At 74.3% G+C, this 21,134-nt stretch carries 18 protein-coding genes; 8 read left to right on the forward strand and 10 right to left on the reverse strand.

Going from position 1 to position 21,134, the window contains the following annotated elements:
* Nucleotides 1-53: 53 nt before the first annotated feature.
* Nucleotides 54-437 carry a phage holin family protein gene (locus ACFYWL_RS08290; RefSeq protein WP_386969112.1) on the forward strand — a complete coding sequence of 128 codons (384 nt, stop codon included), beginning with the start codon at nucleotides 54-56 and terminating at the stop codon, nucleotides 435-437.
* Nucleotides 438-615: 178 nt separating this feature from the next.
* Complete coding sequence (gene fbaA / locus ACFYWL_RS08295) at nucleotides 616-1,638, forward strand: class II fructose-bisphosphate aldolase (RefSeq protein WP_007073962.1); 1,023 nt, start codon at nucleotides 616-618, stop codon at nucleotides 1,636-1,638.
* Nucleotides 1,639-1,696: 58 nt separating this feature from the next.
* Here fbaA and ACFYWL_RS08300 read toward each other — a convergent pair whose 3' ends face one another.
* Nucleotides 1,697-2,911, reverse strand: a complete 1,215-nt coding sequence (locus tag ACFYWL_RS08300; protein WP_386969115.1) for an LOG family protein — start codon at nucleotides 2,909-2,911, stop codon at nucleotides 1,697-1,699.
* A 325-nt stretch (nucleotides 2,912-3,236) separates the two neighbouring features.
* Here ACFYWL_RS08300 and ACFYWL_RS08305 point away from each other — a divergent pair, with 325 nt between their 5' ends.
* Nucleotides 3,237-3,665: a DUF3151 domain-containing protein gene (locus tag ACFYWL_RS08305; protein WP_386969117.1), complete on the forward strand. Its 429-nt coding sequence runs from the start codon at nucleotides 3,237-3,239 to the stop codon at nucleotides 3,663-3,665.
* 93 nt (nucleotides 3,666-3,758) lie between these two features.
* On the opposite strand, the gene ACFYWL_RS08310 is transcribed toward ACFYWL_RS08305, so the two are convergent.
* The gene (locus tag ACFYWL_RS08310; RefSeq protein ID WP_386969119.1) at nucleotides 3,759-6,317 is read right to left on the reverse strand and encodes a chromosome partitioning protein; all 2,559 of its coding nucleotides are present in this window, start codon (nucleotides 6,315-6,317) and stop codon (nucleotides 3,759-3,761) included.
* A gap of 119 nt (nucleotides 6,318-6,436) precedes the next feature.
* On the reverse strand, nucleotides 6,437-7,456 hold the full coding sequence (locus ACFYWL_RS08315; protein WP_386969122.1) for a hypothetical protein: 1,020 nt from the start codon (nucleotides 7,454-7,456) through the stop codon (nucleotides 6,437-6,439).
* Between the two features lie 122 nt (nucleotides 7,457-7,578).
* On the opposite strand from ACFYWL_RS08315, the gene ACFYWL_RS08320 reads away from it, so the two are divergent.
* From ACFYWL_RS08320 to purD, 3 genes are all read left to right on the forward strand, one after another.
* Complete coding sequence (locus tag ACFYWL_RS08320) at nucleotides 7,579-8,868, forward strand: adenylosuccinate synthase (RefSeq protein ID WP_043961166.1); 1,290 nt, start codon at nucleotides 7,579-7,581, stop codon at nucleotides 8,866-8,868.
* A 206-nt stretch (nucleotides 8,869-9,074) separates the two neighbouring features.
* Nucleotides 9,075-9,998, forward strand: coding sequence for a type IV toxin-antitoxin system AbiEi family antitoxin domain-containing protein (locus ACFYWL_RS08325; protein WP_386969125.1), 924 nt, complete (start codon nucleotides 9,075-9,077; stop codon nucleotides 9,996-9,998).
* Between the two features lie 220 nt (nucleotides 9,999-10,218).
* On the forward strand, nucleotides 10,219-11,469 hold the full coding sequence (gene purD / locus ACFYWL_RS08330; RefSeq protein WP_386969126.1) for a phosphoribosylamine--glycine ligase: 1,251 nt from the start codon (nucleotides 10,219-10,221) through the stop codon (nucleotides 11,467-11,469).
* Nucleotides 11,470-11,533: 64 nt separating this feature from the next.
* Here purD and ACFYWL_RS08335 read toward each other — a convergent pair whose 3' ends face one another.
* The 4 genes from ACFYWL_RS08335 to ACFYWL_RS08350 all read right to left on the reverse strand — a co-directional run bounded on the left by ACFYWL_RS08335 (nucleotide 11,534) and on the right by ACFYWL_RS08350 (nucleotide 16,147).
* The gene (locus tag ACFYWL_RS08335; protein WP_386969128.1) at nucleotides 11,534-12,760 is read right to left on the reverse strand and encodes a serine hydrolase domain-containing protein; all 1,227 of its coding nucleotides are present in this window, start codon (nucleotides 12,758-12,760) and stop codon (nucleotides 11,534-11,536) included.
* 87 nt (nucleotides 12,761-12,847) lie between these two features.
* Nucleotides 12,848-14,410 (reverse strand): AMP-binding protein, encoded by a 1,563-nt coding sequence (locus ACFYWL_RS08340; protein WP_386969130.1) that lies wholly within the window; start codon nucleotides 14,408-14,410, stop codon nucleotides 12,848-12,850.
* A gap of 67 nt (nucleotides 14,411-14,477) precedes the next feature.
* A complete protein-coding gene (locus ACFYWL_RS08345; protein WP_386969133.1) occupies nucleotides 14,478-15,692 on the reverse strand; it encodes an acyl-CoA dehydrogenase family protein in 1,215 nt (404 codons plus the stop codon).
* A gap of 2 nt (nucleotides 15,693-15,694) precedes the next feature.
* Entirely contained in the window at nucleotides 15,695-16,147 is a 453-nt protein-coding gene (locus tag ACFYWL_RS08350) for an SCP2 sterol-binding domain-containing protein (protein WP_386969135.1), read from the reverse strand.
* Between the two features lie 73 nt (nucleotides 16,148-16,220).
* On the opposite strand from ACFYWL_RS08350, the gene ACFYWL_RS08355 reads away from it, so the two are divergent.
* Nucleotides 16,221-16,856 (forward strand): TetR/AcrR family transcriptional regulator, encoded by a 636-nt coding sequence (locus tag ACFYWL_RS08355; RefSeq protein WP_386969138.1) that lies wholly within the window; start codon nucleotides 16,221-16,223, stop codon nucleotides 16,854-16,856.
* Between the two features lie 92 nt (nucleotides 16,857-16,948).
* Entirely contained in the window at nucleotides 16,949-18,178 is a 1,230-nt protein-coding gene (locus ACFYWL_RS08360; RefSeq protein WP_386969141.1) for a hypothetical protein, read from the forward strand.
* A 75-nt stretch (nucleotides 18,179-18,253) separates the two neighbouring features.
* Here ACFYWL_RS08360 and ACFYWL_RS08365 read toward each other — a convergent pair whose 3' ends face one another.
* Genes ACFYWL_RS08365 through ACFYWL_RS08375 form a run of 3 tightly spaced genes read right to left on the reverse strand, consistent with a single transcriptional unit; the run spans nucleotide 18,254 to nucleotide 21,129 of the window.
* Nucleotides 18,254-18,874: a DedA family protein gene (locus ACFYWL_RS08365; RefSeq protein WP_386969144.1), complete on the reverse strand. Its 621-nt coding sequence runs from the start codon at nucleotides 18,872-18,874 to the stop codon at nucleotides 18,254-18,256.
* Between the two features lie 42 nt (nucleotides 18,875-18,916).
* Entirely contained in the window at nucleotides 18,917-20,170 is a 1,254-nt protein-coding gene (locus ACFYWL_RS08370) for an adenylosuccinate synthetase (RefSeq protein ID WP_386969147.1), read from the reverse strand.
* Entirely contained in the window at nucleotides 20,167-21,129 is a 963-nt protein-coding gene (locus ACFYWL_RS08375; RefSeq protein ID WP_386969149.1) for a hypothetical protein, read from the reverse strand. The genes ACFYWL_RS08370 and ACFYWL_RS08375 overlap by 4 nt, the downstream gene beginning before the upstream one ends.
* Nucleotides 21,130-21,134 lie beyond the last annotated feature (5 nt).

Below are 21,134 nucleotides of genomic sequence, written 5' to 3' on the forward strand. Positions count from 1 at the left end.
CGAGTCCGTGGATTCCCTCCTCCGGACCCGGCCGGCGGTGCCAGGATGGTGCCGTGGGCTTCCTGATCCGGCTGGCGATCACCGCGATCGCGTTGTGGATCACCACGCTGATCGTGCCCGGCGTCGACGTGGGTGGTCGCACCGGCGGCAACACCGCGCTGACCCTGCTGGCGGTGGCGTTGATCTTCGGCGTGGTCAACGCCGTGCTCAAGCCGGTGATCAAGGTGGTGGGCTGCGTCTTCTACCTGCTGACCCTGGGGCTGTTCGCGCTGGTGGTCAACGCGCTGCTGTTCCTGTTGACCGACTGGATCGCCCGCCAGTTGGACCTGCCGTTTCGGGTGGAGGGTTTCTGGCCCGCCTTCTGGGGGGCCATCGTGATGGCGGTGGTGACCTGGCTGATCAGCGTCGCCGTGCCGGACAGCCTGGCGGACCGGTGAGGCTCCGACCGGTTGTCCCGGGCCGTGCCGGCGGCCCACGCGGCGGGTCGGCCATGGCCCGGTTTCGTCCGTGGCCACCTCCTGCGGGATACTTCCGGCGGAGGACAGCGCGGTCCGGCGCACCCACGGAAGACAGCGGCCGGTGACGGCCGACAGCGGTAAGTAAGGAGCGTTCGACATGCCCATCGCTTCCCCCGAGGTCTACGCGGAGATGCTGGATCGCGCCAAGGCGGGCCGGTACGCGTACCCCGCGATCAACGTGACGTCCTCGCAGACGCTGAACGCGGCGCTCAAGGGCTTCGCCGACGCGGAGAGCGACGGCATCATCCAGGTCTCCACCGGCGGCGCGGAGTACCTCTCCGGTCCGTCCGTGAAGGACATGGTCACCGGCGCGGTGGCGTTCGCCGCGTACGCGCACGAGGTCGCCAAGAAGTACCCGGTCAACGTCGCGCTGCACACCGACCACTGCCCGAAGGACAAGCTGGACAAGTTCGTCCGGCCCCTGATGCAGATCTCCAAGGAGCGGGTCGCCGCCGGCCAGGAGCCGCTGTTCCAGTCGCACATGTGGGACGGCTCCGCCGTGCCCGTGGCGGAGAACCTGGAGATCGCCGCCGAACTGCTCGACCGGGCCGCCGAGGCGAAGATCGTCCTGGAGATCGAGGTCGGCGTCGTCGGCGGCGAGGAGGACGGCGTCGAGAACGCCATCAACGACAAGCTCTACACCACCGTCGAGGACGGCCTGGCCATGGTCGAGGCGCTCGGCCTGGGCGAGAAGGGCCGTTACATGGCGGCGCTGACCTTCGGCAACGTGCACGGCGTCTACAAGCCGGGCAACGTGAAGCTCCGCCCGGAGATCCTGAACAACATCCAGGAGGCCGTCGCCGCCAAGTACGGCAAGGAGAAGCCGCTCAGCCTGGTCTTCCACGGCGGCTCCGGCTCGCTGCTGTCCGAGATCCGCGAGGCGCTGGACTACGGCGTGGTGAAGATGAACATCGACACCGACACCCAGTACGCCTTCACCCGGCCCGTCGCCGACCACATGTTCCGCAACTACGACGGCGTGCTGAAGATCGACGGCGAGGTCGGCAACAAGAAGCAGTACGACCCGCGCACCTGGGGCAAGCTCGCCGAGGCCGGGCTCGCCGCCCGCGTCGTCGAGGCATGCGAGCACCTGCGCTCCACCGGCACCAAGCTCAAGTAAACGCAAGGAAGGGCCCCTTGTTATCGCCCAGGCGATAACAAGGGGCCCTTCCTTGCGCCTAGCCCGCCGTCAGGACGCGGACCGCCTCGCGCACGTCGTCGGTGAGGTGCACCGTGCCCGACAGGTCGCCGAACGGCGAGGCGGCCAGCAGCGGGCGCAGCAGCGACTCCACCGGCAGCTCCGTCGTCCAGTACGCCCGGTCCAGGAAGACGTACGCGCCGCTCGCCCCGTCCGTGCCGTAGTACGTCTTCGTCGCCGCCTGGAACACCTCCTGCACCGTGCCCGCCCGGCCGGGCGCGAAGACGATCCCGCCCCGGGCCAGCCGCAGGATCGTGTCCTCCCGGATGGCGTTCGAGAAGTACTTCGCGATCCGCCCCGCGAACAGGTTCGCCGGCTCGTGCCCGTACAGCCAGGTGGGGATGGCCAGCCCGCCGGCCCGCGCCCAGCCCAGGTCCAGGTTGAGATCCGGGTCGCGCTGGCGGGGCGCCGCCGGGGCGTACCGCACCCGGACCTCCAGGGCGGCGGACGTGTACCGGTCGTGGTCGGTGAAGTCCGGCGCGGTCGCGAGCAGGTCGATCGCCGCCGTCAGCTCCTCGGCCGGCCGGGCCGAGAGGTACGCGCCCAGGTTGGCCGCCTCCATCACGCCCGGCCCGCCGCCGGTCACCACCAGCCGGTCGGCCCGCGCCAGCTCCCAGCCCAGCACCGCCGCCATCCGGTACGGCACGCTGCCCCGGCGCACCGCGTGCCCGCCCATCACGCCCACCACGGACTGCGGCCCGTGCGCGGCCAGCCAGGCGCGGGTGGCGTCGACCAGCGCGTTGTCCACGCCGTGGTCGTGCAGCCGCTGGCCGAGCGCCTCCTTCACCTCCGGCAGCGCACCGCCGTGCGCCCGGAAGTGCTCGTACACCCGGGTGTCGTACATGCCGGCGAAGCCGCCCTCGGCGAACCCGGCGGCCAGATCCTCGGGCGTGTAGAGGTGCGACGGCTGGGTCGGGTACGGCAGCCCGGAGAAGGGCGGCACCACGTTCGCGCCGCGCCGGACGAGGTCGGCGCCCACCTCGCGGGAGGCGAAGCGGCAGCCGACGAAGAGGGTGCCCGTCACCTCCGTACCGCTCAGGTCGGGGACCGGGTCCACGTCGAGGCGCAGGCCCTGCACGGTCAGCCCGGCCAGGCTTCCGCTGGTCAGCCGCTGTTCGAACGCGCTGCGGGTCTCGATCTCGGTGGCGCTGGCGTCGTGCGGGGAGAGCACGTCCGCGGGAGGTGGGGTCGGCACGACGTCATCCTGCCCGCCCGGGTCAACCCCGCAAACCATCCCGTACGCACAGGAGCCCGGCGGCGAGGCCACCGGGCTCCTGCTCCAACCGGGTCCTGGGGAGGCTCCGGACCAATAGTTGTAGTGGAAAACATCACCCATCGGCATGGGCCGCAGGTCCGGCCCCGGGAGCCGCAGGTCCGGCCGTGGCGGACCGCAGGTCCGGCCATCGTGGACCGCAGGTCCGGCGGCGCGACCGCAGGCGTGACGAAAGCCTCAACCGTTCAGGTGGCCGGGTCTGCGGACCCCCTCGCGCGGCGCAGAGCGAAGCGGGTTGAATGGGACGATGCAGAACCTGTTGCCTGAGCCGCCGGCCACCCTCCTGCCGGCCCACGACGAGGCCGACGCCGCCCTGGCCGCCGCCGGGGAGGCCGGCACCGACGAGGCGTACGCCGAGGTCGCGGCCCGTTTCCCGACCTACAGCGCGGGCTGGGGTGCGCTCGCGAGCCGGGCCCTGGCCGACGGCCAGGTCGTCCCCGCGTACGCCTACGCCCGGACCGGATACCACCGGGGCCTGGACCAGCTGCGCCGCAGCGGCTGGAAGGGGCACGGCCCCGTGCCCTGGTCGCACGCGCCGAACCGGGGCTTCCTGCGCTGCCTCTACGTGCTCTCCCGGGCCGCCGGCGAGATCGGCGAGGCGGACGAGGCCGCCCGCTGCGCCCAGTTCCTGCGCGACTGCGACCCGGCCGCCGGGGACGCCCTGGCCAGCGCCTGAACCCTCCCGAGCAGGTGTGGCGGCCGGCCCGACGGATGTCGGACCGGCCGCCGCGTTGGTCAGGGCCCTGCGCCGGGCAGAGCCCGGTGCCGGTCAGAGCCCCTCGGCCACCGATGCGGCGATCTTCAGCCAGGCGTCGCGGGTGGCCGACGAGAGCTGCCCGTACCGGATCGGCTCGCCGGTGTCGATCAACCGCTCGTAGGGGGCGAGCAGCACGGCCCGGGTGCGGGCCGCGAAGTGCTCCTGGATGGCGGGCAGGTCGATCTCCTTGCGCGACGGCGGCATGGACACCACCGTCACCGCCTGCCGGACCAGCCGGTGCCTACCGCTCTGCTCCAGGTGGTCGAGCATCCGGGCGGCCGTCTCCGCCGAGTCGTTACGGGCCGACATGGTCACCACGAGCTGGTCGGTGGCGTCCATCGCGGCCTGCCAGTTCTGCGCCCGGACGTTGTTGCCGGTGTCTACGAAGATCAGCTTGTAGAACCGGCTGACCACCTCCCGGATCTCGGCGAACGCCGACGCGGTGAGCATCTCCCCGCCGGTCGCCGACTCGTCCGAGGCGAGCACGTCGAACATTCCCTCGCCCTGCGAGCGGACGTACTGCGACAGGTCGCCGACCCGCCCGTGCGCGCCCTGGAACTGGCCGAGGTCGCGCAGCATGTCGCGCACCGTACGGGAGTGGAAGTCCTGCTGGGCGCGCATCCCAAGGGTGCCCTGGGTCTCGTTGTTGTCCCAGGCCAGCACGTATCCGCCGCGCTTCTGGCCGAAGGTCATGGCGAGCAGCAGGATGGCCACGGTCTTGCCCGCGCCGCCCTTCGGGTTGACCACGGTCACCTGGCGCAGCCCGCCGAAGTTGCGGCGCACCATCTCGATGTCGCGGCGCATCTCCTGCTCGTGCCGCCCCGGCGGGAGCTTGATCAGCCCCGTCTTGTTCACCACGGCCCGTACGCCCATCGTGGCGACCGGGTCGGCCGGGCGCACCTGCCGGCGGCGGGCGAAGTCCTCGGCGGTCGGGGCGATTCCCGTCTCCGGCGTCCACGCCGGTTCCGGGTATCCCGGCGGCACCCGGGTCACCCCGTCGGCCTCCCGGTACGGCGGCTGCGGCACCGGTGCCACCGGCTGCTGGGCCACCGGGTGTGGCGCCACGGGGCGCGGGGGCTGCGGCGGCCAGCCCGGGGGGTACCACCCCGGCGCGGCCGGCTGCCCGGGCCCGGGTTGCCCCGCAACCGGGTGAGCCTGCTCGGGCTGGCCCTGCTCGGGATGCCTCGGGCCGGGCGGGGGCGCGTCGGGGCGGACCGGGCCGGGCGGCTGCGGCGGTCCGGGAACCCACCCCGTCGTTGCCTCGCCCGCCGTGGCCGGATGGCTCCCCGCGTACGGGTCGACCGGCCCGGCGGCCTGCCCGGCGACGGCCGGCGGGTACGGGCTGGGGGGCAGCGGCCCGGGCGGGTTCATCACCGGCGGGAACGGCCCCGGCGGCTGCGGCGGCGGCGCTGACTCGGCCGATCGCGGCGCCCCGTCGACCTGCGGCGGCACCGTCCGTGCTGCGGTCTCGGCGGGCTGCGGTGGCGCGGTCCGTGCTGCGGTCTCGGTCGGCTGCGGTGACGCGGCCCGTGCTGCGGTCTCGGTCGGCTGCGGCGGCACGATCCGTGCCGCCGTCTCGGCCGGCTGCGGCGGCGCGGGTCGCTGCGGCGGCAGCGCCCACGGCGATTCGGCCACCCGCCCCCCGCCGTTCGACGCCGTGACGGCCGAGCCGCCGTTCGACGTGCTGCTCGACGGCGTGGCAGCCGATCCGCCCGCGCCGCCCGGCCCGTCGGCGCCGCCCGGCCCCTCCGCGTGGCCGGCCGTGCCGTTGCTGCTCGTGCCGCTGACCTCGGCCGCTGCCACGCCCGGTGTCACCAATGACCCGACCGCCGTGACGCCCGGTGCCACCGGGACCGGCCCGGCGGCGGCCGTCTCGGCCCATCGGCCCTGATCGCGCTGGCCCGAGTCGGCGGCCCGGTGCGGCCCGGCGGTCGTCGGCTGCTCCGAAGCCGTCGCGTCGCCCGGCAACCCGTCCCCGCCCCCGTCGCCCGGGAGCGGGCCGGGCGACGCCTGCGGGTCCAGGGTGAAGGGCAGGTGCAGGTCGACCGGCCCGGGGGCCGGCTGCCCAGCCCGGGGAGCCGGCACCCCGCCCACGGCCGGCGGCGCCCAGGCGGTCTCCGCCGGCACCGGCGCAGGCCCTCCCGCGTCGTGCGCGGCCCAGGCGTCGGGCCCTCCCGTGTCGTGCGCCGCCCAGGCATCGGGCCCGCCCGTGGTGTGGGCCGCCCAGGGCGCGGGCCCGCCCGCGTCGTGCGCGGCCCAGGTGTCCGACCCCGGCCCGTCCCGCTCCGGGCCCGTCGCCGCGGACCCTTCGTCCTGCGGCCCGGCCGCCGCCTGGTAGGGCGCGTAGGCGCTCGGCGCGGCTCCCAGCGACGGGTAGGCGTCGGAGGCGACGAACGGCGGCTCGGCGTCCTCCTGGTACGGCACGGGACCCGCCGCGGCTGTCGTGGCCCACGCCGGGGCGGAGCCGCCCCGGCCGGGATCGGTCGCTTCCGGCGGCCAGAGCGGTTCGATGTCCCGCTCCGGCACCGGCTGCTGGCCGGGCACGTGGACCCGGTCGGCGTTGTCGTCCACGCGGTTCCTCCCAATTCCTCCTGCCGAGGATAGGCCCCGGAGCCGAGCCCGCCGGGATCGACGCAGGTCTCCGCCGGCATTCCCCCGGCTGGCGACGGCCGACCCGCAGGCGCGCCGGGTCAGGCCGCGTAGACCGCCCAGGCCGCGGGCTCGACCCACCAGGACCGCTTCCGGCTCAGCTCGCCCTCGACCCCGTCGTCGAGGTACGGCACCCGCTCGTCACGCGGCACGACGGCCACCGCGCGCCCCCGCGCGCGGCGCACCTCGAACCGCACCCGTTTCCTACCCAACGTCGAGCGGGTCACCACGGGAACGGCCACCGCCACCTCGACCAGCCCGTCCGTCGGGTCGCCGGCGGTGAGCAGCGGCAGCTCGTCGAGCCGGGCGTACCCGGCCGCATTGCCGATCGCGCACGCCAGCAACGGGTCGTCGCCGGCCGAGAGCACGGCGTCGTCCACCTCGACGCGCCCCCGCCAGTGCAGCGGCCGGCCGGCGTCGTCGGCGGCGCCGATCAGCGCGCCGTCCAGGGTCACCGAGCCGCCGTCGTTGCGCAGCAGGTCCAGCCGCCGCACGGCGCCGTTCAGCACCGCGGCGGCCACCGCCGCCGGGTCGCGCGGCAGGCCGAGCTGCGCGGCCAGGTCGCGCTGCCCGCCGGCCCGGGCCGGATCGAGCGGGAGTACGCCCACCGGCGGCAGGTCCGGCACCGTACGGTTGCCGGGCAGGTCGGCCGGGCGGCGGCTGGGCGGTGGGGCGTACCGCCGGACGAGCCGGCGCACGACGGCGCGCAACTGACCGTCGCTGGCCGTGGCGACGACGAGCCGGGTCTTCGAGTCAGGGTCGGGCCAGGCGAGCCCGTCGGGGCGGGGCGGACCGTCGAGTCGGGAGAGCACCTCGTCGATCTCCGCGTCCGAGCGGGCGGTGACCGCCTCCACCCGGGCGCCCCGGGCGGTCAGGGCGTCCGCGCAGGCCAGCACCGGCACCCGGGGAGTCTCGCACCGCTGTTCGGCCGGCGCGTGACCCTCGTCACCGGTGGCGGCCGCACCGCTCGTGCCGTCGCCGCCGCAGCAGGCGCCGCTGCCGCAGGCCCCGCCGGGAGCGTCCCGCTCCGAGCCGAGGGTGAGCAGCACCACGTCGTACACGAAGGAGCCTCCTGCCTCTCGACGAACCCCTGCCGGTCCCGCCGTGACCTCTTGTTAGCCTGACACCCCGGGCTCGCTTACCGGTCGCCACCTGGCACCCGAGCCTTCTGGAGGCGGAGAAGATGCCAGCGATCGTGCTCATCGGCGCTCAGTGGGGCGACGAGGGCAAGGGCAAGGTTACCGACCTGCTGGGTGAGCGGGTCGACTACGTCGTGCGCTACTCCGGCGGCAACAACGCCGGCCACACGGTGATCACCCCGGACGGGCAGAAGTACGCGCTGCACCTGATGCCGTCGGGCGCGCTCTCGCCGAGCGCGATGATCATCATCGGCAACGGTGTCGTGGTCGACCCGAAGGTGCTGCTGACCGAGATCGACGGCCTCGCCGAGCGCGGCGTGGACGTGTCCCGGCTGCGCATCTCCGGCGACGCCCACCTGATCATGCCGCACCACCGGGCCCTGGACCGGGTGGTCGAGCGCTACCTGGGCAGCGCCCGGATCGGCACCACCGGCCGGGGCATCGGCCCGGCGTACGGCGACAAGGTCGCCCGGATGGGCATCCGGCTCCAGGACCTGCTCGACCCGGGCATCCTGCGCAAGAAGCTCGAGCTCGCCCTGCGCGAGAAGAACCAGATCCTGTTCAAGGTCTACAACCGCAAGGCGATCGACGTCGACGCGACCGTCGAGGAATACCTGGCGTACGCCGAGCGGCTCAAGCCGTACATCGCCGAGACCCGGGTGATGCTCTGGGACGCGCTCGACCGGGGCGAGACGGTGCTGCTGGAGGGCGCCCAGGCGACCATGCTCGACATGGACCACGGCACGTACCCCTTCGTGACCTCGTCGAACCCGACGGCGGGCGGGGCGTGCGTGGGGGCGGGCATCCCGCCGACCGCGATCAACAAGGTCATCGCGGTGAGCAAGGCGTACACCACCCGGGTCGGGTCCGGCCCGTTCCCGACGGAGCTGTTCGACGACAACGGCCAGCACCTGCGCAAGGTCGGCCACGAGTACGGCACGACCACCGGCCGGGAGCGCCGCTGCGGCTGGTTCGACGCCGTCGTCGCCCGGTACGCGTGCCGCCTCAACGGCGTCACCGACCTGGTGATCACCAAGCTGGACGTGCTCACCGGCCTGCCGAAGGTCCCGCTCTGCGTCGGCTACGAGATCAACGGCGAGCGCTTCGACGACATGCCGATGACGCAGACCGACTTCCACCACGCCACGCCGATCTACGAGGAGCACGACGGCTGGTGGGAGGACATCACCAAGGCGCGGACGGAGGACGAGCTGCCGGAGAACGCGCGGCGCTACATCGCGCGGATCGAGGAGCTCTGCGGCACCCGAGTCAGCGTGGTGGGCGTGGGCCCGGGCCGCGAAGAAAACGTGACCCGCCACCCCCTCCTCCCCTGACCCCCGCCCCACCCACCCCCACCCCCGCCCCCGCCCCCGCCCGTCGCCGGCCGCCCCGCCCGTCGTCGTCGGTGATCAAGAGAAAAGCGTCAACTTTGATCTTCGCGGTGACGCTTTTCTCTTGATCACCGAGTGGTCGGCCTCGATATCCACAGAGTTATCCACAGGGGTCGAAGGCTTGGGGGCGGGCGGGGCAAGGTGGGGCGGTGACACCGCTCGAACTCATCCACCAAGTCGCCGCCGAGCAGGACGGCATGGTCACCCTCGCCCAGGCGCAGGCGGCCGGCCTGAGCCGGGACCAGATCCGGCAGCTCTGGCGTTCCGGCCGGTGGACGCGACTGGCGCGTGGCTGCTTCGTCCCCGCCGGCCAGCCTGGCGGCCCGGCGCCCACCCGGGCCCGGGTCCGTGCCGCGGTGGCCAGTCTCGGGCCGGGGGCCTTCGCGGTGCTCGACACGGCACTGGAGCTGCACGGCATCGCCGGCCTGCGGCGCAGCCCCACCATCCACGTCTCCGTGCCGGTGGACCACCCCCGCCCGCAGCGGCACAGCGATCCCGCGTTGACGGTGCACCAGCTCACCACGGCTGCGGGTGACATCGTCCGGGTGGCCGGCATTCCCGTGACGTCCGTGCTGCGTACCGTGACCGACGTGATCCTCCGGCAGGACCGCTACCCGGCCGTGTCCGTGCTCGACTCCGCGCTGAACCGGGGCGTTCTCACGCCGGACGACCTGGCCAGGGCGGGTGCGCTCATCCGGGGGCGCCGCGGCGCCGTCGCCGCTCGGGGATACCTGCGCGAGGCGGACGGCCGGGCGCAGTCACCGTTGGAGACCCGGTCCCGGCTGAGATGCGTCGACGGCGGCGTCCGCCCGGACACGCTGCAACTTGAGGTACGCGACGGGGACGGTCACCTCCTCGGCGTCGGTGACCTGGGCTGGCGGGCCGCTCGGCTGATCGCCGAAGCCGACGGGGTCGGCCCGCACAGCTCGCCGGAGGCGCTACTGGCCGACCGCCGACGGCAGAACCGACTGGTCAACGCAGGCTGGCGAGTGCTCCGTTTCACCTGGGCCGACACCCTCAACCCGGACTACATCCCCTGGACCATCCGCCAGGCCCTCTCCACCCCCCACTGACCCCCCCACCCCACCCCACCCCCTCCCACCCACCCACCCCCACCCCACCCACGTCGGTGATCAAGAGAATTCGGTCAGCTCGAAGATCAAAGTTGACGCAAACCTCTTGATCACCGGGGAGAGCCGGGGCGGGCGTGCCGGGGAGAGCGGGGGCGGGGAGAGGCGGGGCGGCGTACCGGGGAGGGCGGGGCGGGAGATGGGGTGGGTAGAGTTCGTGGGCGTGCGCGTACTTCTTCTGGGTGGTGGCGGGCGGGAGCATGCGCTCGCCCTGGGGCTCGCGGCCGATCCGGCCGTCGAGGGGCTGATCGCGGCACCGGGTAACCCGGGGATCGCCGAGGTCGCCGAGCTGCGGTCGGTGGACGCAGCCGACCCCGACGCCGTCGCCGCGCTGGCCGTGGAGACCGGCGTCGACCTGGTGGTGATCGGCCCCGAGGCGCCGCTGGTGGCCGGGGTCGCCGACGCCGTACGCGCCAAGGGCATCGCCGCGTTCGGGCCGTCCGCCGAGGCCGCCCGGCTGGAGGGCTCGAAGGCGTTCGCGAAGGACGTGATGACCGCCGCCGGGGTGCCCACCGCGCGGGCGTTCACCTGCACGGATCCGGAGAGCGCGGCGCGGGCGCTGGACGAGTTCGGCGCGCCGTACGTGGTGAAGAACGACGGGCTGGCCGCCGGCAAGGGCGTCGTCGTCACCGACGACCGGGCCGCCGCGCTGGCGCACGCCGCCGAGTGCGGGCGGGTCGTGATCGAGGAACACCTGGCGGGCCCCGAGGTCTCCCTCTTCGTGGTCACCGACGGCGAGGCGGCGCTGCCGCTGCTGCCCGCGCAGGACTTCAAGCGTGTCGGCGACGGCGACGCCGGCCCGAACACCGGCGGCATGGGGGCGTACGCGCCGCTGCCCTGGGCCCCGCCCGGCCTCGTCGACGAGGTCATGGCCGACGTCGTCCACCCGACGCTGGCCGAGATGCGCCGCCGGGGCACCCCGTTCGCCGGCCTGCTCTACGTCGGCCTGGCGATGACCGCCACCGGCCCCCGGGTGATCGAGTTCAACGCCCGCTTCGGCGACCCGGAGACCCAGGTCGTGCTGGCGCTGCTGGAGACGCCGCTCGGCGGCCTGCTGCACGCCGCCGCCACCGGCGCCCTGGCCGAGCACCCCCCGCTGCGCTGGCGCGACGGCGCGGCGGTGACCGTGGTCGTGGCCGCCGGCAACTACCCGGGCACCCCGCGCACCGGCGACGTGATCACCGGCGCCGACCGCCCGGGCGTCATCCACGCGGGCACCGCCCGCCGGGCCGCCGACGGCGCGCTGCTCTCCGCCGGGGGCCGGGTCCTCTGCGGTACGGCCACCGGCCCCACCCTCGCCGCCGCGCGCGACGCCGCGTACGAGCTGGTGGGCGGCATCGGGCTGGCGGGCTCGCACCACCGCACCGACATCGCCGCCGCGGCGGTCGACGGCCGGATCACGATCCCCGGCTGACCGGGGCGCTCCCCACCGAGCGGGTTCCGGCGGGGCGGTCAGGGAGTGGGGTCCGGTGTGACCGTCAGGCCATGCCGAGCGCGGCGGCGATGACGGCCTGGGCGGTCGCGCTCAGCTCCTCGCCCTTGGCGTCCGTTGCGGTGATCGAGTACTCGACCCGGAACCGGCCGTCGCGGGTCGACGCCACGGCGGCCAGGTAGCCGTACCGGGAGCCGGTCTTGGCCCAGAGGATCGTGCCGTCGTCCAGCGGCATGGCGGACAGGCCGGCGCTGTACCGGGCCGGGCCGCCCTCGACGTCGTCCACCGGCGGGAGGGTGAACATCTCGGTGAGCTGCGGCTCCGGCACGACCCGGCCGGCGAACAGCGCCGTCATGAAGGTGTCCAGGTCGGCCAGGCTGGAGATGACGTCACCGGAGGCGGGGGTGTAGGTCTGGCTCCACACGGTGGCGTCCACCAGTCCGGTCGCCCCGTCCCGGGTGACGGCCTGGTAGCCGTGGGCGTGCGGGCCCCGGATGCGCGGGTCGTCGCCGGGCCCGTACGTGTCGCGCAGGCCGAGCGGCCGGGCGATCCGCCGCGCCAGCTCCTGCTCGTACGTGTGGCCGGTGACCTTCTCGACGAGCAGCCCGGCGACGATGTAGCCCATGTTGGTGTAGTCCTGCTTCTCGCCGGGGTCGAACGCGCGCGGGTTCTCCAGCCCCGCCCGGACGATCTGCTCCGGGGTCCACCGGTCGTACCGGTGGGCGAGCTGCCACCCGATGTCGCCCGGCGACGTCGGGCTGGGGATGCCGCTGGTGTGGTCGAGGAGTTGGCGGACGGTAACGGTCGGGTAGTCAGCGGGCAGCAGGCCCGGCAGGTAGCCCTGCACGGACCCGTCGAGGTCGACCCGTCCCTCGGCGGCGAGTTGCAGCACCAGCGCGGCCGTGAACACCTTGGTGACGCTGCCCACCCGGAACCGGGCGTGCGGTGGCACCGGGGCCCCGGTGCGCAGGTCCCGCACCCCGCTGGTGCCCGTCCAGCAGCCGTCCGGGGTGGTGATCCGGACCTGGGCGCTGGTCGCGTCGGCGTCGGGCAGGCCGGCGATCGCCGCCCGTAACGGGGCGGGGTCGAGGGTGCCGGGTCGGCAGTCGACCCCGGACGGGTCGTTGTCGACCTGGTCGGCGGCGAGCGGGGCGGGCGCGGGGCCGAGGGGCGCGGTGGCGCGTGGGGCGGCGGTGGCCGCGCCGGGCACGGCGACGGTGAGCAGGGCGGCGAGTGCCGCGGCGGCGACCGTACGCCGATTCATGATTGTCATGCCGTCAGCCTGCCGGCGGGGCGTGGCCGGGAGCATCCGGGCAAGTCCCCCGACGGACCCGGGCGGCGGCCTCGGGGGAATCCCCGGTCAGCCGAAGTAGCGGCGCAGCTCGCGGGTCAGCACCTTGCCGGTGGCGTTGCGCGGCAGGTACTTCACGAAGACCACGTCGCGGGGGACGCTGAACCGGGCCAGGTAGTGCCGGACGTACTCGCGGACCGCCTCCGCGTCGAGGGTCTCGCCGGGGCGCAGGGCGAGGAACGCGGCGAGGCGCTGGCCGTACTCGTCGTCGGGCACGCCGATCACGGCCACCTCGCGGACCTGGGGCAGCCGGGCGACCAGGTCCTCCACCTCGGACGGGAAGACGTTCTCCCCGCCGGAGACGATCATGTCGTCGGCCCGTCCGTCGACGAAGAGGAGCCCGTCGGCGTCGACCCGGCCGAGGTCGCCGGTGTCCAGCAGCCCGTCCCGGCTCTCCCGGGCGACGCCCGAGGTGTAGCCCTCGAAGAGCATCTCGTTGCCGACGAAGATCCGCCCGACCCGGCCGGCGGGGACCGGCCGGCCGTCGTCGTCGAGGATGCGCAGCCGGGTGCCGTGCGGCGGGCGGCCGGCGGTGGTCGGTGCGGCCCGCAGCTCGGCGGGGCCGGCGATGGACGCCCAGGACACCTCGGTCGAGCCGTACAGGTTGTAGAGGACGTCGCCGTAGGCGTCCATGAAGCGCAGGGCGAGCCCGCCGGGCAGCGCCGACCCGCTGAGGGCGACCACCTTCAGGGGCGGCCTCGGCTCGGGCGGCGGCACCTCCATCAGCCGCTGCACCATCACGGGGACGGCGAACATGGCGTCGCAGCGGTGTGCCGTGAGCGCGCCGAGCGTGGCGGACGGGTCGAAGCGGCGGTGCAGCACGATCGTCGCCCGCAGGGCGAAGCAGACCTGGAGCGCCGCGTACCCCCAGGTGTGGAACAGCGGCGCGGCGATCAGCACGGTGTCCCGGACGCGCAGCGGGATGCGGTCGATGATGGAGACCAGCGGGCCGAAACCGTGCGGGGTGGGCCGGCGTGCCCCCTTGGGCGCGCCGGTGGTGCCGGAGGTCAGGACGATGGTGCGGCCCTCGCGCGGCGGCGGCTGGAGGTCGCCGGGCAGCGCCGCCGCGATCAGCTCCTCCAGCCGGGCCTCGTCGATCCGGTGCAGGTCGGCGGGGAGGCCGAGGGCCCGCTCGGCGAGCTCGGCGTCGTGCACGAGGACCCTGAGCCGCTGCTCCTCGGCGACGGTGGCGAGCTGCGCGGGGGAGAGCCCCGTGTTGACCAGCACCGCGTCCGCGCCGAGCAGGGTGGTCGCGACCATGGCCTCGATCAGCCCGTGGTGATTGCGGCAGAGCAGCCCGATGCGGTCCCCGCTGTGCACGCCGAGCGCGCCGCGCAGCGACTTCGCCAGCCGTTCGGCGCGGTCGAGCAGGACGCCGTACGTCAGCTCGGCGCCCTGCTCGTCGACGACGGCGGCGCGGCCCGGGTCCCGGGCGGCGGCCTGGCGCAGCTCGCCGGCGAGGCTCCAGCCCCACCGGCGCAGCGCGTTGAGTTGGGCGGCGACCCGGACCGGCGGGCCCGGGGTGAGCAGCCCGCGCCGGGTCAGCGTGGCGACGGTGAACGGCAGGTCCATGCGCGGGCCTCCTCCGGGCGTGCGGGACCCACCCGGGACGTCCGGGTCGAGTCGGTGCGTGGTCGGGTCAGCGGACGTGGACGCCGGAGATGGCCCGGGAGATCACCAGCCGCTGGATCTCCGACGTGCCCTCGAAGATGGTGTAGATCTTGGCGTCCCGGTACCAGCGTTCGACCGGGTGGTCCCGCAGGAAGCCGGCCCCGCCGAGCAGCTGCACGGCCTTCTCCGTGACCGACACGGCCACCTCGCCGGCCTTGAGCTTGGACATCGAGCCCTCGCCCGCGGTGAACGGGCGGTTGTTGCGCCCCATCCAGGAGGCCCGCCACACCAGCAGCCGGGCGGCGTCGATCTCCATCTTCATGTCGGCCAGCGCGAACGCGACCGCCTGGTTCTCGATGATCGGCCGGCCGAACTGCACCCGGTCCTTGGCGTAGTCCAGGGCGTACTCGTAGGCGGCCCGGGCCACGCCGAGCGCCTGCGCGCCGACGGTCGGCCGGGACAGCTCGAACGTGCGCATGGCGGCCTGGCCGGAGGCCCGCTGGCCGGAGCGGGCGCGGGCCAGCCGCTCGTCCAGGGCCTCCTTGCCGCCGAGCAGGCAGCGGCCGGGGACCCGGACGTCGTCGAGGAAGACGTCCGCCGTGTGCGAGGCGCGTAGCCCCAGCTTGCGCAGCTTCCGGGTCGCGCTCAACCCGGCGGTGCCCGGGGGTACGACGAACGCGGCCTGCCCGCGCGAGCCGAGCGTCGGGTCGACCGAGGCGGTGACGACGTGCACCCCGGCGATCCCGCCGTTGGTGGCGTACGCCTTTTGCCCGCGCAGTACCCACTCGTCGCTGGCCTCGTCGTAGCTGGCCCGGGTGCGCATCGCGCCGACGTCGGAGCCGGCCTCCGGCTCGGTGGTGCAGAACGCGGCGACGGCCGGGGCGTCGGCGTCGCCGAAGCACTGGGGAACCCATTCGACGAGCTGGTCGGGGGTGCCCGCGCCGTAGATGGCGGCCACGGCCAGCGAGGTGCCGAAGATGCCCAGGCCGATGCCGGCGTCGCCCCAGAACAGCTCCTCGCTGGCGATCGGCAGGGACAGGCCGGTGGGGTCGGCCCAGCAGGTGGCGAGGAACTCGAAGCCGTACAGCCCGACCTTCGCCGCCTCGGCGATGACGGGCCAGGGGGTCTCCTCCCGCTCGTCCCACTCGGCCGCGGCCGGGCGCACGACCTCGGCGGCGAAGCCGTGCACCCAGTCCCGCAGGTCCCGCTGTTCCTCGTTCAGGTCGAGCGAGAACTCGGCCATCGTCAGCCCTTGGGGATGTCGAACAGGTTGGCGATGTTGGCGGCGAGGCCGAGGTCGCCCTTGGCCTTCAGCTTGCCGGTCATGAACATCATCACCGGGTTCGCGCCGCCGGAGACGATCTTCAGGAAGTCCAGGGGGCCCATGGTCAGGCTCAGCTTGGGGTCGTGCTGCGGGGTCTCGTTGACCGTGCACGCGCCGCCGGCGACGACGATCTCGTAGGTGTCCGTGCCGCCGTCGGGGCGGCCGGTGATGCCCCAGTGGATCACCGCGTTGGTCGAGCCGGCCCGGTCGGCGCGGAACAGCGTGGGCATCCGGCCGAAGACCTCGCTCAGGACCTTGCCGCGCAGCTCGCCGGACATCACCTCGACGATCTTGTCGTCGGGGGTGGACTTGACCAACTGGGCGAACTCCTTGGGGCCGTAGTTGGCGAAGTTGGCCGGGTCGAAGTCAGTCATGGAAAGGAACCTCTCGGGCGACGACTGTGGTTACTCTAGCGTAACCTTACGCACGAGTAGGTATGCTCGCAAGGTGTCCGGCACCCCCACCTTCAAGCGCCTTCCCCGGGCCGTCCGCGAGCAGCAGATGCTGGACGCGGCCGTCCGAATCTTCTCCCGACGCGGCTTCCACGCGGCGAGCATGGACGAGATCGCCGAGGACGCCGGCATCTCCAAACCCATGGTGTACGCGTACCTGGGCAGCAAGGAGGAGCTCTTCGTCGCCTGCCTGCACCGGGAGGGCACCCGCATGATGGAGGCCATCGCCGGTGCCGCCGCCCCCGACCTCGACGCCGACGAGCGGCTCTGGCGCGGCCTGCGCGCGTTCTTCGGCTTCGTCGGGGCGCACCGCGACGGCTGGGCGGTGCTCTACCGGCAGGCCCGCGGCTCCCAGCCGTTCGCCGGGGAACTCGCCGCCATGCGGGCCCGGCTCGTCGAGGTGGTCGCCGGGATGCTCGACCACGCCCTGCGCGCCCGGGGCCGCGAGGTGAGCGCCACCGACCTGGAGGTCGTCGCGTACGCCCTGGTCGGCGCGAGCGAGTCGCTGGGCGACTGGCTCGCCGACCACCCGGAGGCCGACCCGGAGAAGACCGCCACCCGGATGATGAACGTCGCCTGGCTCGGCGCCGACCAACTCCTCCGCGGCCTCACCTGGCACCCGGAGGGGTAAGGAAGGGCACCTTGTTAACGCTTTCTGTATAGGAAGGGCCCCCTGCAAACCCGCCCGACGGAATTGTCGGTGGGGTGCGCGAGGATGGGCGCGTGTTCGACGGGATCGACGACATCGACTGGGTGCGGCTCGGCCACGCCTACGGCTCGGCCGGCGACGTGCCCGGCCTGCTCCGCGCCCTGCGCTCGCCCGACGAGGGGGAACGCCAGGCCGCCTTCGGCTCGCTCTACGCCAACATCTTCCACCAGGGCACCCGCTACGAGGCGTCGGCTTACGCCGTGCCGTTCCTGCTGGAGCTGCTGGCCGACCCGGCCACCCCTGACCGGGAGCTGGTGCTCTACCTGGCGACGGCGCTCGCGGTGGGCTACGACGAGCGGTGGCTGCCCGAGGGCGTCCCGGTGGCCGAGTTCCGCCGGGTGGCCGACGGCGGGCGGGAGCTGCTCGCCGCCAAACCGCCCCCGTGGCACGGCGACGACGAGACCCAGAAGGAGTACGTCGAGTACGCGTACGTGGAGTCGCTCGACGAGGCGGATCAGCAGCGGCTGTGGGCGCACATCGAGCTGACCGTCTACGACGCGGTGCGGGCCGGCGTGCCCCTGTTCCGCGACCTGCTCACCGATGCCGACCCGGGGCTGCGCGCCGGTGCGGCGTACGCGCTCGCCTGGTTCCCGGAGGACGCGGCCGGCAGCCTTCCGGCGCTCGTCGCGGCGGCCGAGGCCGCACTGGAGGTGGACGAGGACGAGGCGGCGACCGCCCTGGTGGCGGCCGGGTTGCTCGGCGCAGCGCCCGACGCCGGGCTGCTGGCGGACCCGCGCCCGGTGATCCGCTGGGCCGCCGCGATCGGCCGGGCCCGGGTGCTCGGCGTCGATGCCGACCAGGCGACGGTCGACGAGCTGCTCGCCTGGACGGCCGCCGCCGGGCCGGGCCACCGGCCGGCAGCCGACGGGGCCGAGGTGCCTTTCCTCGACGGCGACCTCAACGGCTACGCGGGGCTGTCCCTGCGCCTGCTCGACACCCGGCACACCGATCGGGCGTTCGACGCGCTGCTCGACCGGCTGCCCGCCGTCACGGGCGAAAAGGCGTTGCCGGTGGCGGCCGAGGCCCTGCGCCTGGCGTTCCCCGACGGCAGCCTGCCCAAGGGGGCGCCGTGTGCGGCGCTGGCTCCCCGGCAACGGCGGCTCGTCGAGGTGCTGGCCCGGTCGCCCGAGGTGTGGCTGTTCGGCGACTCGACGTTCGTCAACTTCAGCTTGCTCGTCGGCGACTACGGCCTGCCGCGCAGCCGGGAGGCGATGCTGGCGTACCTCGACGGCCCGCCGGCCTGACCCTCGTCGGCCCGCCGGCCCGACCCTCGTCGGCCCGCCGGCATCCGCCTCAGCAGCTCCGGTCAGCAGCGCCGGTCAGCGGTGCCGGTCAGCGGCGCGGCGGCGGGCGCGGAGTCGAAGCCAGCGGGCGGCCTCCAGCAGGCCGGTGATCGCGACCGACAGCCCGATCCCGGCCAGGATGCCCAGGATCGGCTCCCGCTCGAAGGCCAGCCCGCCGAAGTAGCCGAGCAGCCCGCTGTACGCCGCCCAGGTGCCGGCGGCCAGCGCGTCGAAGAGCACGAACGACCGCAGCGGATAGCGGACCGCGCCCATCGTCAGGGTCACCGCCGTGCGTCCGCCGGGGACGTAGCGGGCGGTGGCGAGCATCATCCCGCCGCGCCGGTCGACCGCCCGGCGGGCCCACTCCGACCCGGTACGCCGCCGGCTGTCGGCCGGCAGCCGGGCCAGCCGGTGCGCGCCGCCGCCCCGGCCGATGGCGTACGACAGGTGGTCGCCCGCCAGCGCGCCGCACGCGGCCAGCACGATCACCATGGTCAGGTCCGGCTGCCCGCCGGCCGCGAAGACCCCGGCCGTCACCACGATCGTCTCGCCGGGCACCGCCGGGAAGACGGCGTCGACCGCGGTGACCGCGAAGATCACCAGGTAGACCCACGGTGAGGTGACCGTGTCGTGGAGCAGGCCGAGGACCGACTGCATGCCCTCATGCTCTGCCGTCGCAGCGTTAGGAAGGGGCCCTTCCTATACAAAAGGCGTTAACAAGGTGCCCCTCCTTACCCGCTTCCCCTCGGCGGTGGGCGAGTGGGAGGTGAGCGTCACCGGGGCGCCCAGGGCCTCCTCGACCGCCTCCGGCCAGTCGGCCGGCGGGCCGTCGTCGTAGACCGGGCGGGCCGCGAGCAGGCGGTCGGTGAGGGCGGCCTGGCGGTCCAGGTCGCCGGGCGGGCCGGGCTCCAGGCGGTCGGTGCCGTCGTAGCGGCGGCAGATCCGCAGGCCCCGGCCGGCCAGGTCCAGGTGGGTGAGGGCGAGGCCGTCGACGCCGCCGGCCACGTCGAGGGCGTACCGGTGGGCGACCGCGTCGAAGTGCCCGAACCGGAACCGGCCCTGCCACGGGTTGGTCGCGTTGTGCGCGTCGGCCAGCGGCAGCGCCCGGTCCTCGGTGACCAGCGGGCCGGGGCCGTGCCGGGTGGTGGTGATCCGCAGCACGCCCAGCCGCTCGGCGGCGCCGGCGAGCCCCGCCTCGGCGAGCAGCGACTCGGCGTTGGCGAACGTGGTGGTGCTCCACGTCGTGTACGGGTGGAAGCCGTGCCACTCGTCGAGCAGCACCCCCTGCGCCCCCTCGAAGACGCAGGTCCCGGCGCGCAGCACCCCGGCCAGGTGGGACCGGTCGACGATGGCCACCCGGTCGCCGAACGCGGTGAACGCGGGCAGGCAGTCGTCGACGGGCGGGGCGTCCAGCGGGCCGAGCTCGGCGGTGAGCCGGTCGCGCAGGGCGGCCAGCCGGCGGCGCAGCACGGCCGGGGTGCGGCAGTCCGCCACCCGGGGCGCGGAGTCGGGGTGGGCGAGCCCGTACGCGACGGCCTCGCCCACCCCCAGCCCGCAGGAGCCGTGCCGGTCGGCCCCCCGGGCCAGCTCGCGGGCCCGGTTGGCGGCCCGGTGGTACGGGGTGGCCAGCAGCGCCTCCCCGTCGACGGTGAGCCGGTCGAGCGCGTCGGGCACGCCCACCGTGGCGAGGTGGTCGGCCTCGGCGGCCAGGGCGAGCGGGTCCACCACCACGTGCCGGGACAGGTGGGTCCGCACGCCGGGGCGGAAGGTGCCCGCCCCGAACTGCGCGAACGTGTGGTGCCGCCCGTCGCGCAGGACGACGTTGTGCGCCGCCTGCGCGCCCCCGTTGAAGCGGATCACCGTGTGGACCGGCCGGGTGGCGCAGAGCCAGTCCACGACGGTGCCCTTGCCTGCGTCGCCGTAGCCGAGGTCGACCACCAGCACGTGGTTCACAGCCGGGTCACCCCGCGGGTGGGCGGCGTCGACGGGGCGGGCAGCGTGGCCACCTGGTCGCGGCTGCCCCGGCCGAGGCGGGCCAGCGCCTTCGACACGGTGCCGGTGGCCTTCGAGCCGGCCTTCCTGAGGTCGGCCAGGCCCTGGTCGAGGTCGACGGCCTGCTCGCCGAGGCCGACCGTGAGGGCGATGGTCTCGCACACCGCGTCGAGGTCGTCGAGCACGACGGCGTTCTGCCCGAGCAGGTCGCGCCAGAAGTCCAGCACCTTCGTGCTGCCGGCGTAGCTGCTGCCGGCGGGGAGCAGGTAGTAGGTGTCCCAGCGCCGGGTCACCTCGTCGACGATCTGGGCCAGCGGCACGTCCTCGCGGAGGTCGTCGCCGACGAGCCGGCTCACCTGCCGCCGGTCGACCCGGGGGTAGGCCAGCTCGTCGCCGATGATGAACAGGTAGCCGCGCCGGCCCCGCTTCTCCCAGCAGTCGGTGACGGTGTGCCGGGCCATGAAGTACATGGCCAGCTCGTACGACTCGGTCATCTGGCCGCCGCCGCCGCCCTCCAGCACGATCCGCCCGAGGTCGTCGTCCATCCGGTTGTCCGACTCGAACTGCCCGACCTGCAACGGCACCCGGTCGCAGGTGGCGTCGCCGATCGCGCCGAACATGATCTGCGGGTCGCGGGCGTATCCCTGGCGGAGCAGGAGCCCGAGCAGCTGCGGCAGCTTGGCCTGGAGGGTGCGGGGCACGTTCCGCATGGAGCCGGTGACGTCGAACAGCACCGAGATGGCCGTCGACTGCGGGTGCTCGGCCGAGTCGCGGCTCTCCCGCATCGCGTCGCGCGGGTCGAGCGCGGGGTGCACCTTGCGCGCCCCGCTGTCGCTGTACGCGAACGCGCTCTTGCCGGTGGCCCGGCGGTACCGGTCGGCGGCGTCGTACACGTCGGTGGACCACATTCCACTGCCCATGGCAG

Origin of the sequence: Micromonospora sp. NPDC002575, from assembly GCF_042889525.1 — a bacterium.
Lineage (GTDB): Bacteria > Actinomycetota > Actinomycetes > Mycobacteriales > Micromonosporaceae > Micromonospora > Micromonospora carbonacea.

Coding starts and splice junctions, on each gene's coding strand:
- fbaA (WP_007073962.1), top strand. CDS start 616: ATGCCCATCGCTTCCCCCGAGGTCTACGCGGAGATGCTGGATCGCGCC.
- ACFYWL_RS08305 (WP_386969117.1), top strand. CDS start 3,237: ATGCAGAACCTGTTGCCTGAGCCGCCGGCCACCCTCCTGCCGGCCCAC.
- ACFYWL_RS08320 (WP_043961166.1), top strand. CDS start 7,579: ATGCCAGCGATCGTGCTCATCGGCGCTCAGTGGGGCGACGAGGGCAAG.
- ACFYWL_RS08335 (WP_386969128.1), bottom strand. CDS start 12,760: ATGACAATCATGAATCGGCGTACGGTCGCCGCCGCGGCACTCGCCGCC.
- ACFYWL_RS08340 (WP_386969130.1), bottom strand. CDS start 14,410: ATGGACCTGCCGTTCACCGTCGCCACGCTGACCCGGCGCGGGCTGCTC.
- ACFYWL_RS08345 (WP_386969133.1), bottom strand. CDS start 15,692: ATGGCCGAGTTCTCGCTCGACCTGAACGAGGAACAGCGGGACCTGCGG.
- ACFYWL_RS08350 (WP_386969135.1), bottom strand. CDS start 16,147: ATGACTGACTTCGACCCGGCCAACTTCGCCAACTACGGCCCCAAGGAG.
- ACFYWL_RS08365 (WP_386969144.1), bottom strand. CDS start 18,874: ATGCAGTCGGTCCTCGGCCTGCTCCACGACACGGTCACCTCACCGTGG.
- ACFYWL_RS08375 (WP_386969149.1), bottom strand. CDS start 21,129: ATGGGCAGTGGAATGTGGTCCACCGACGTGTACGACGCCGCCGACCGG.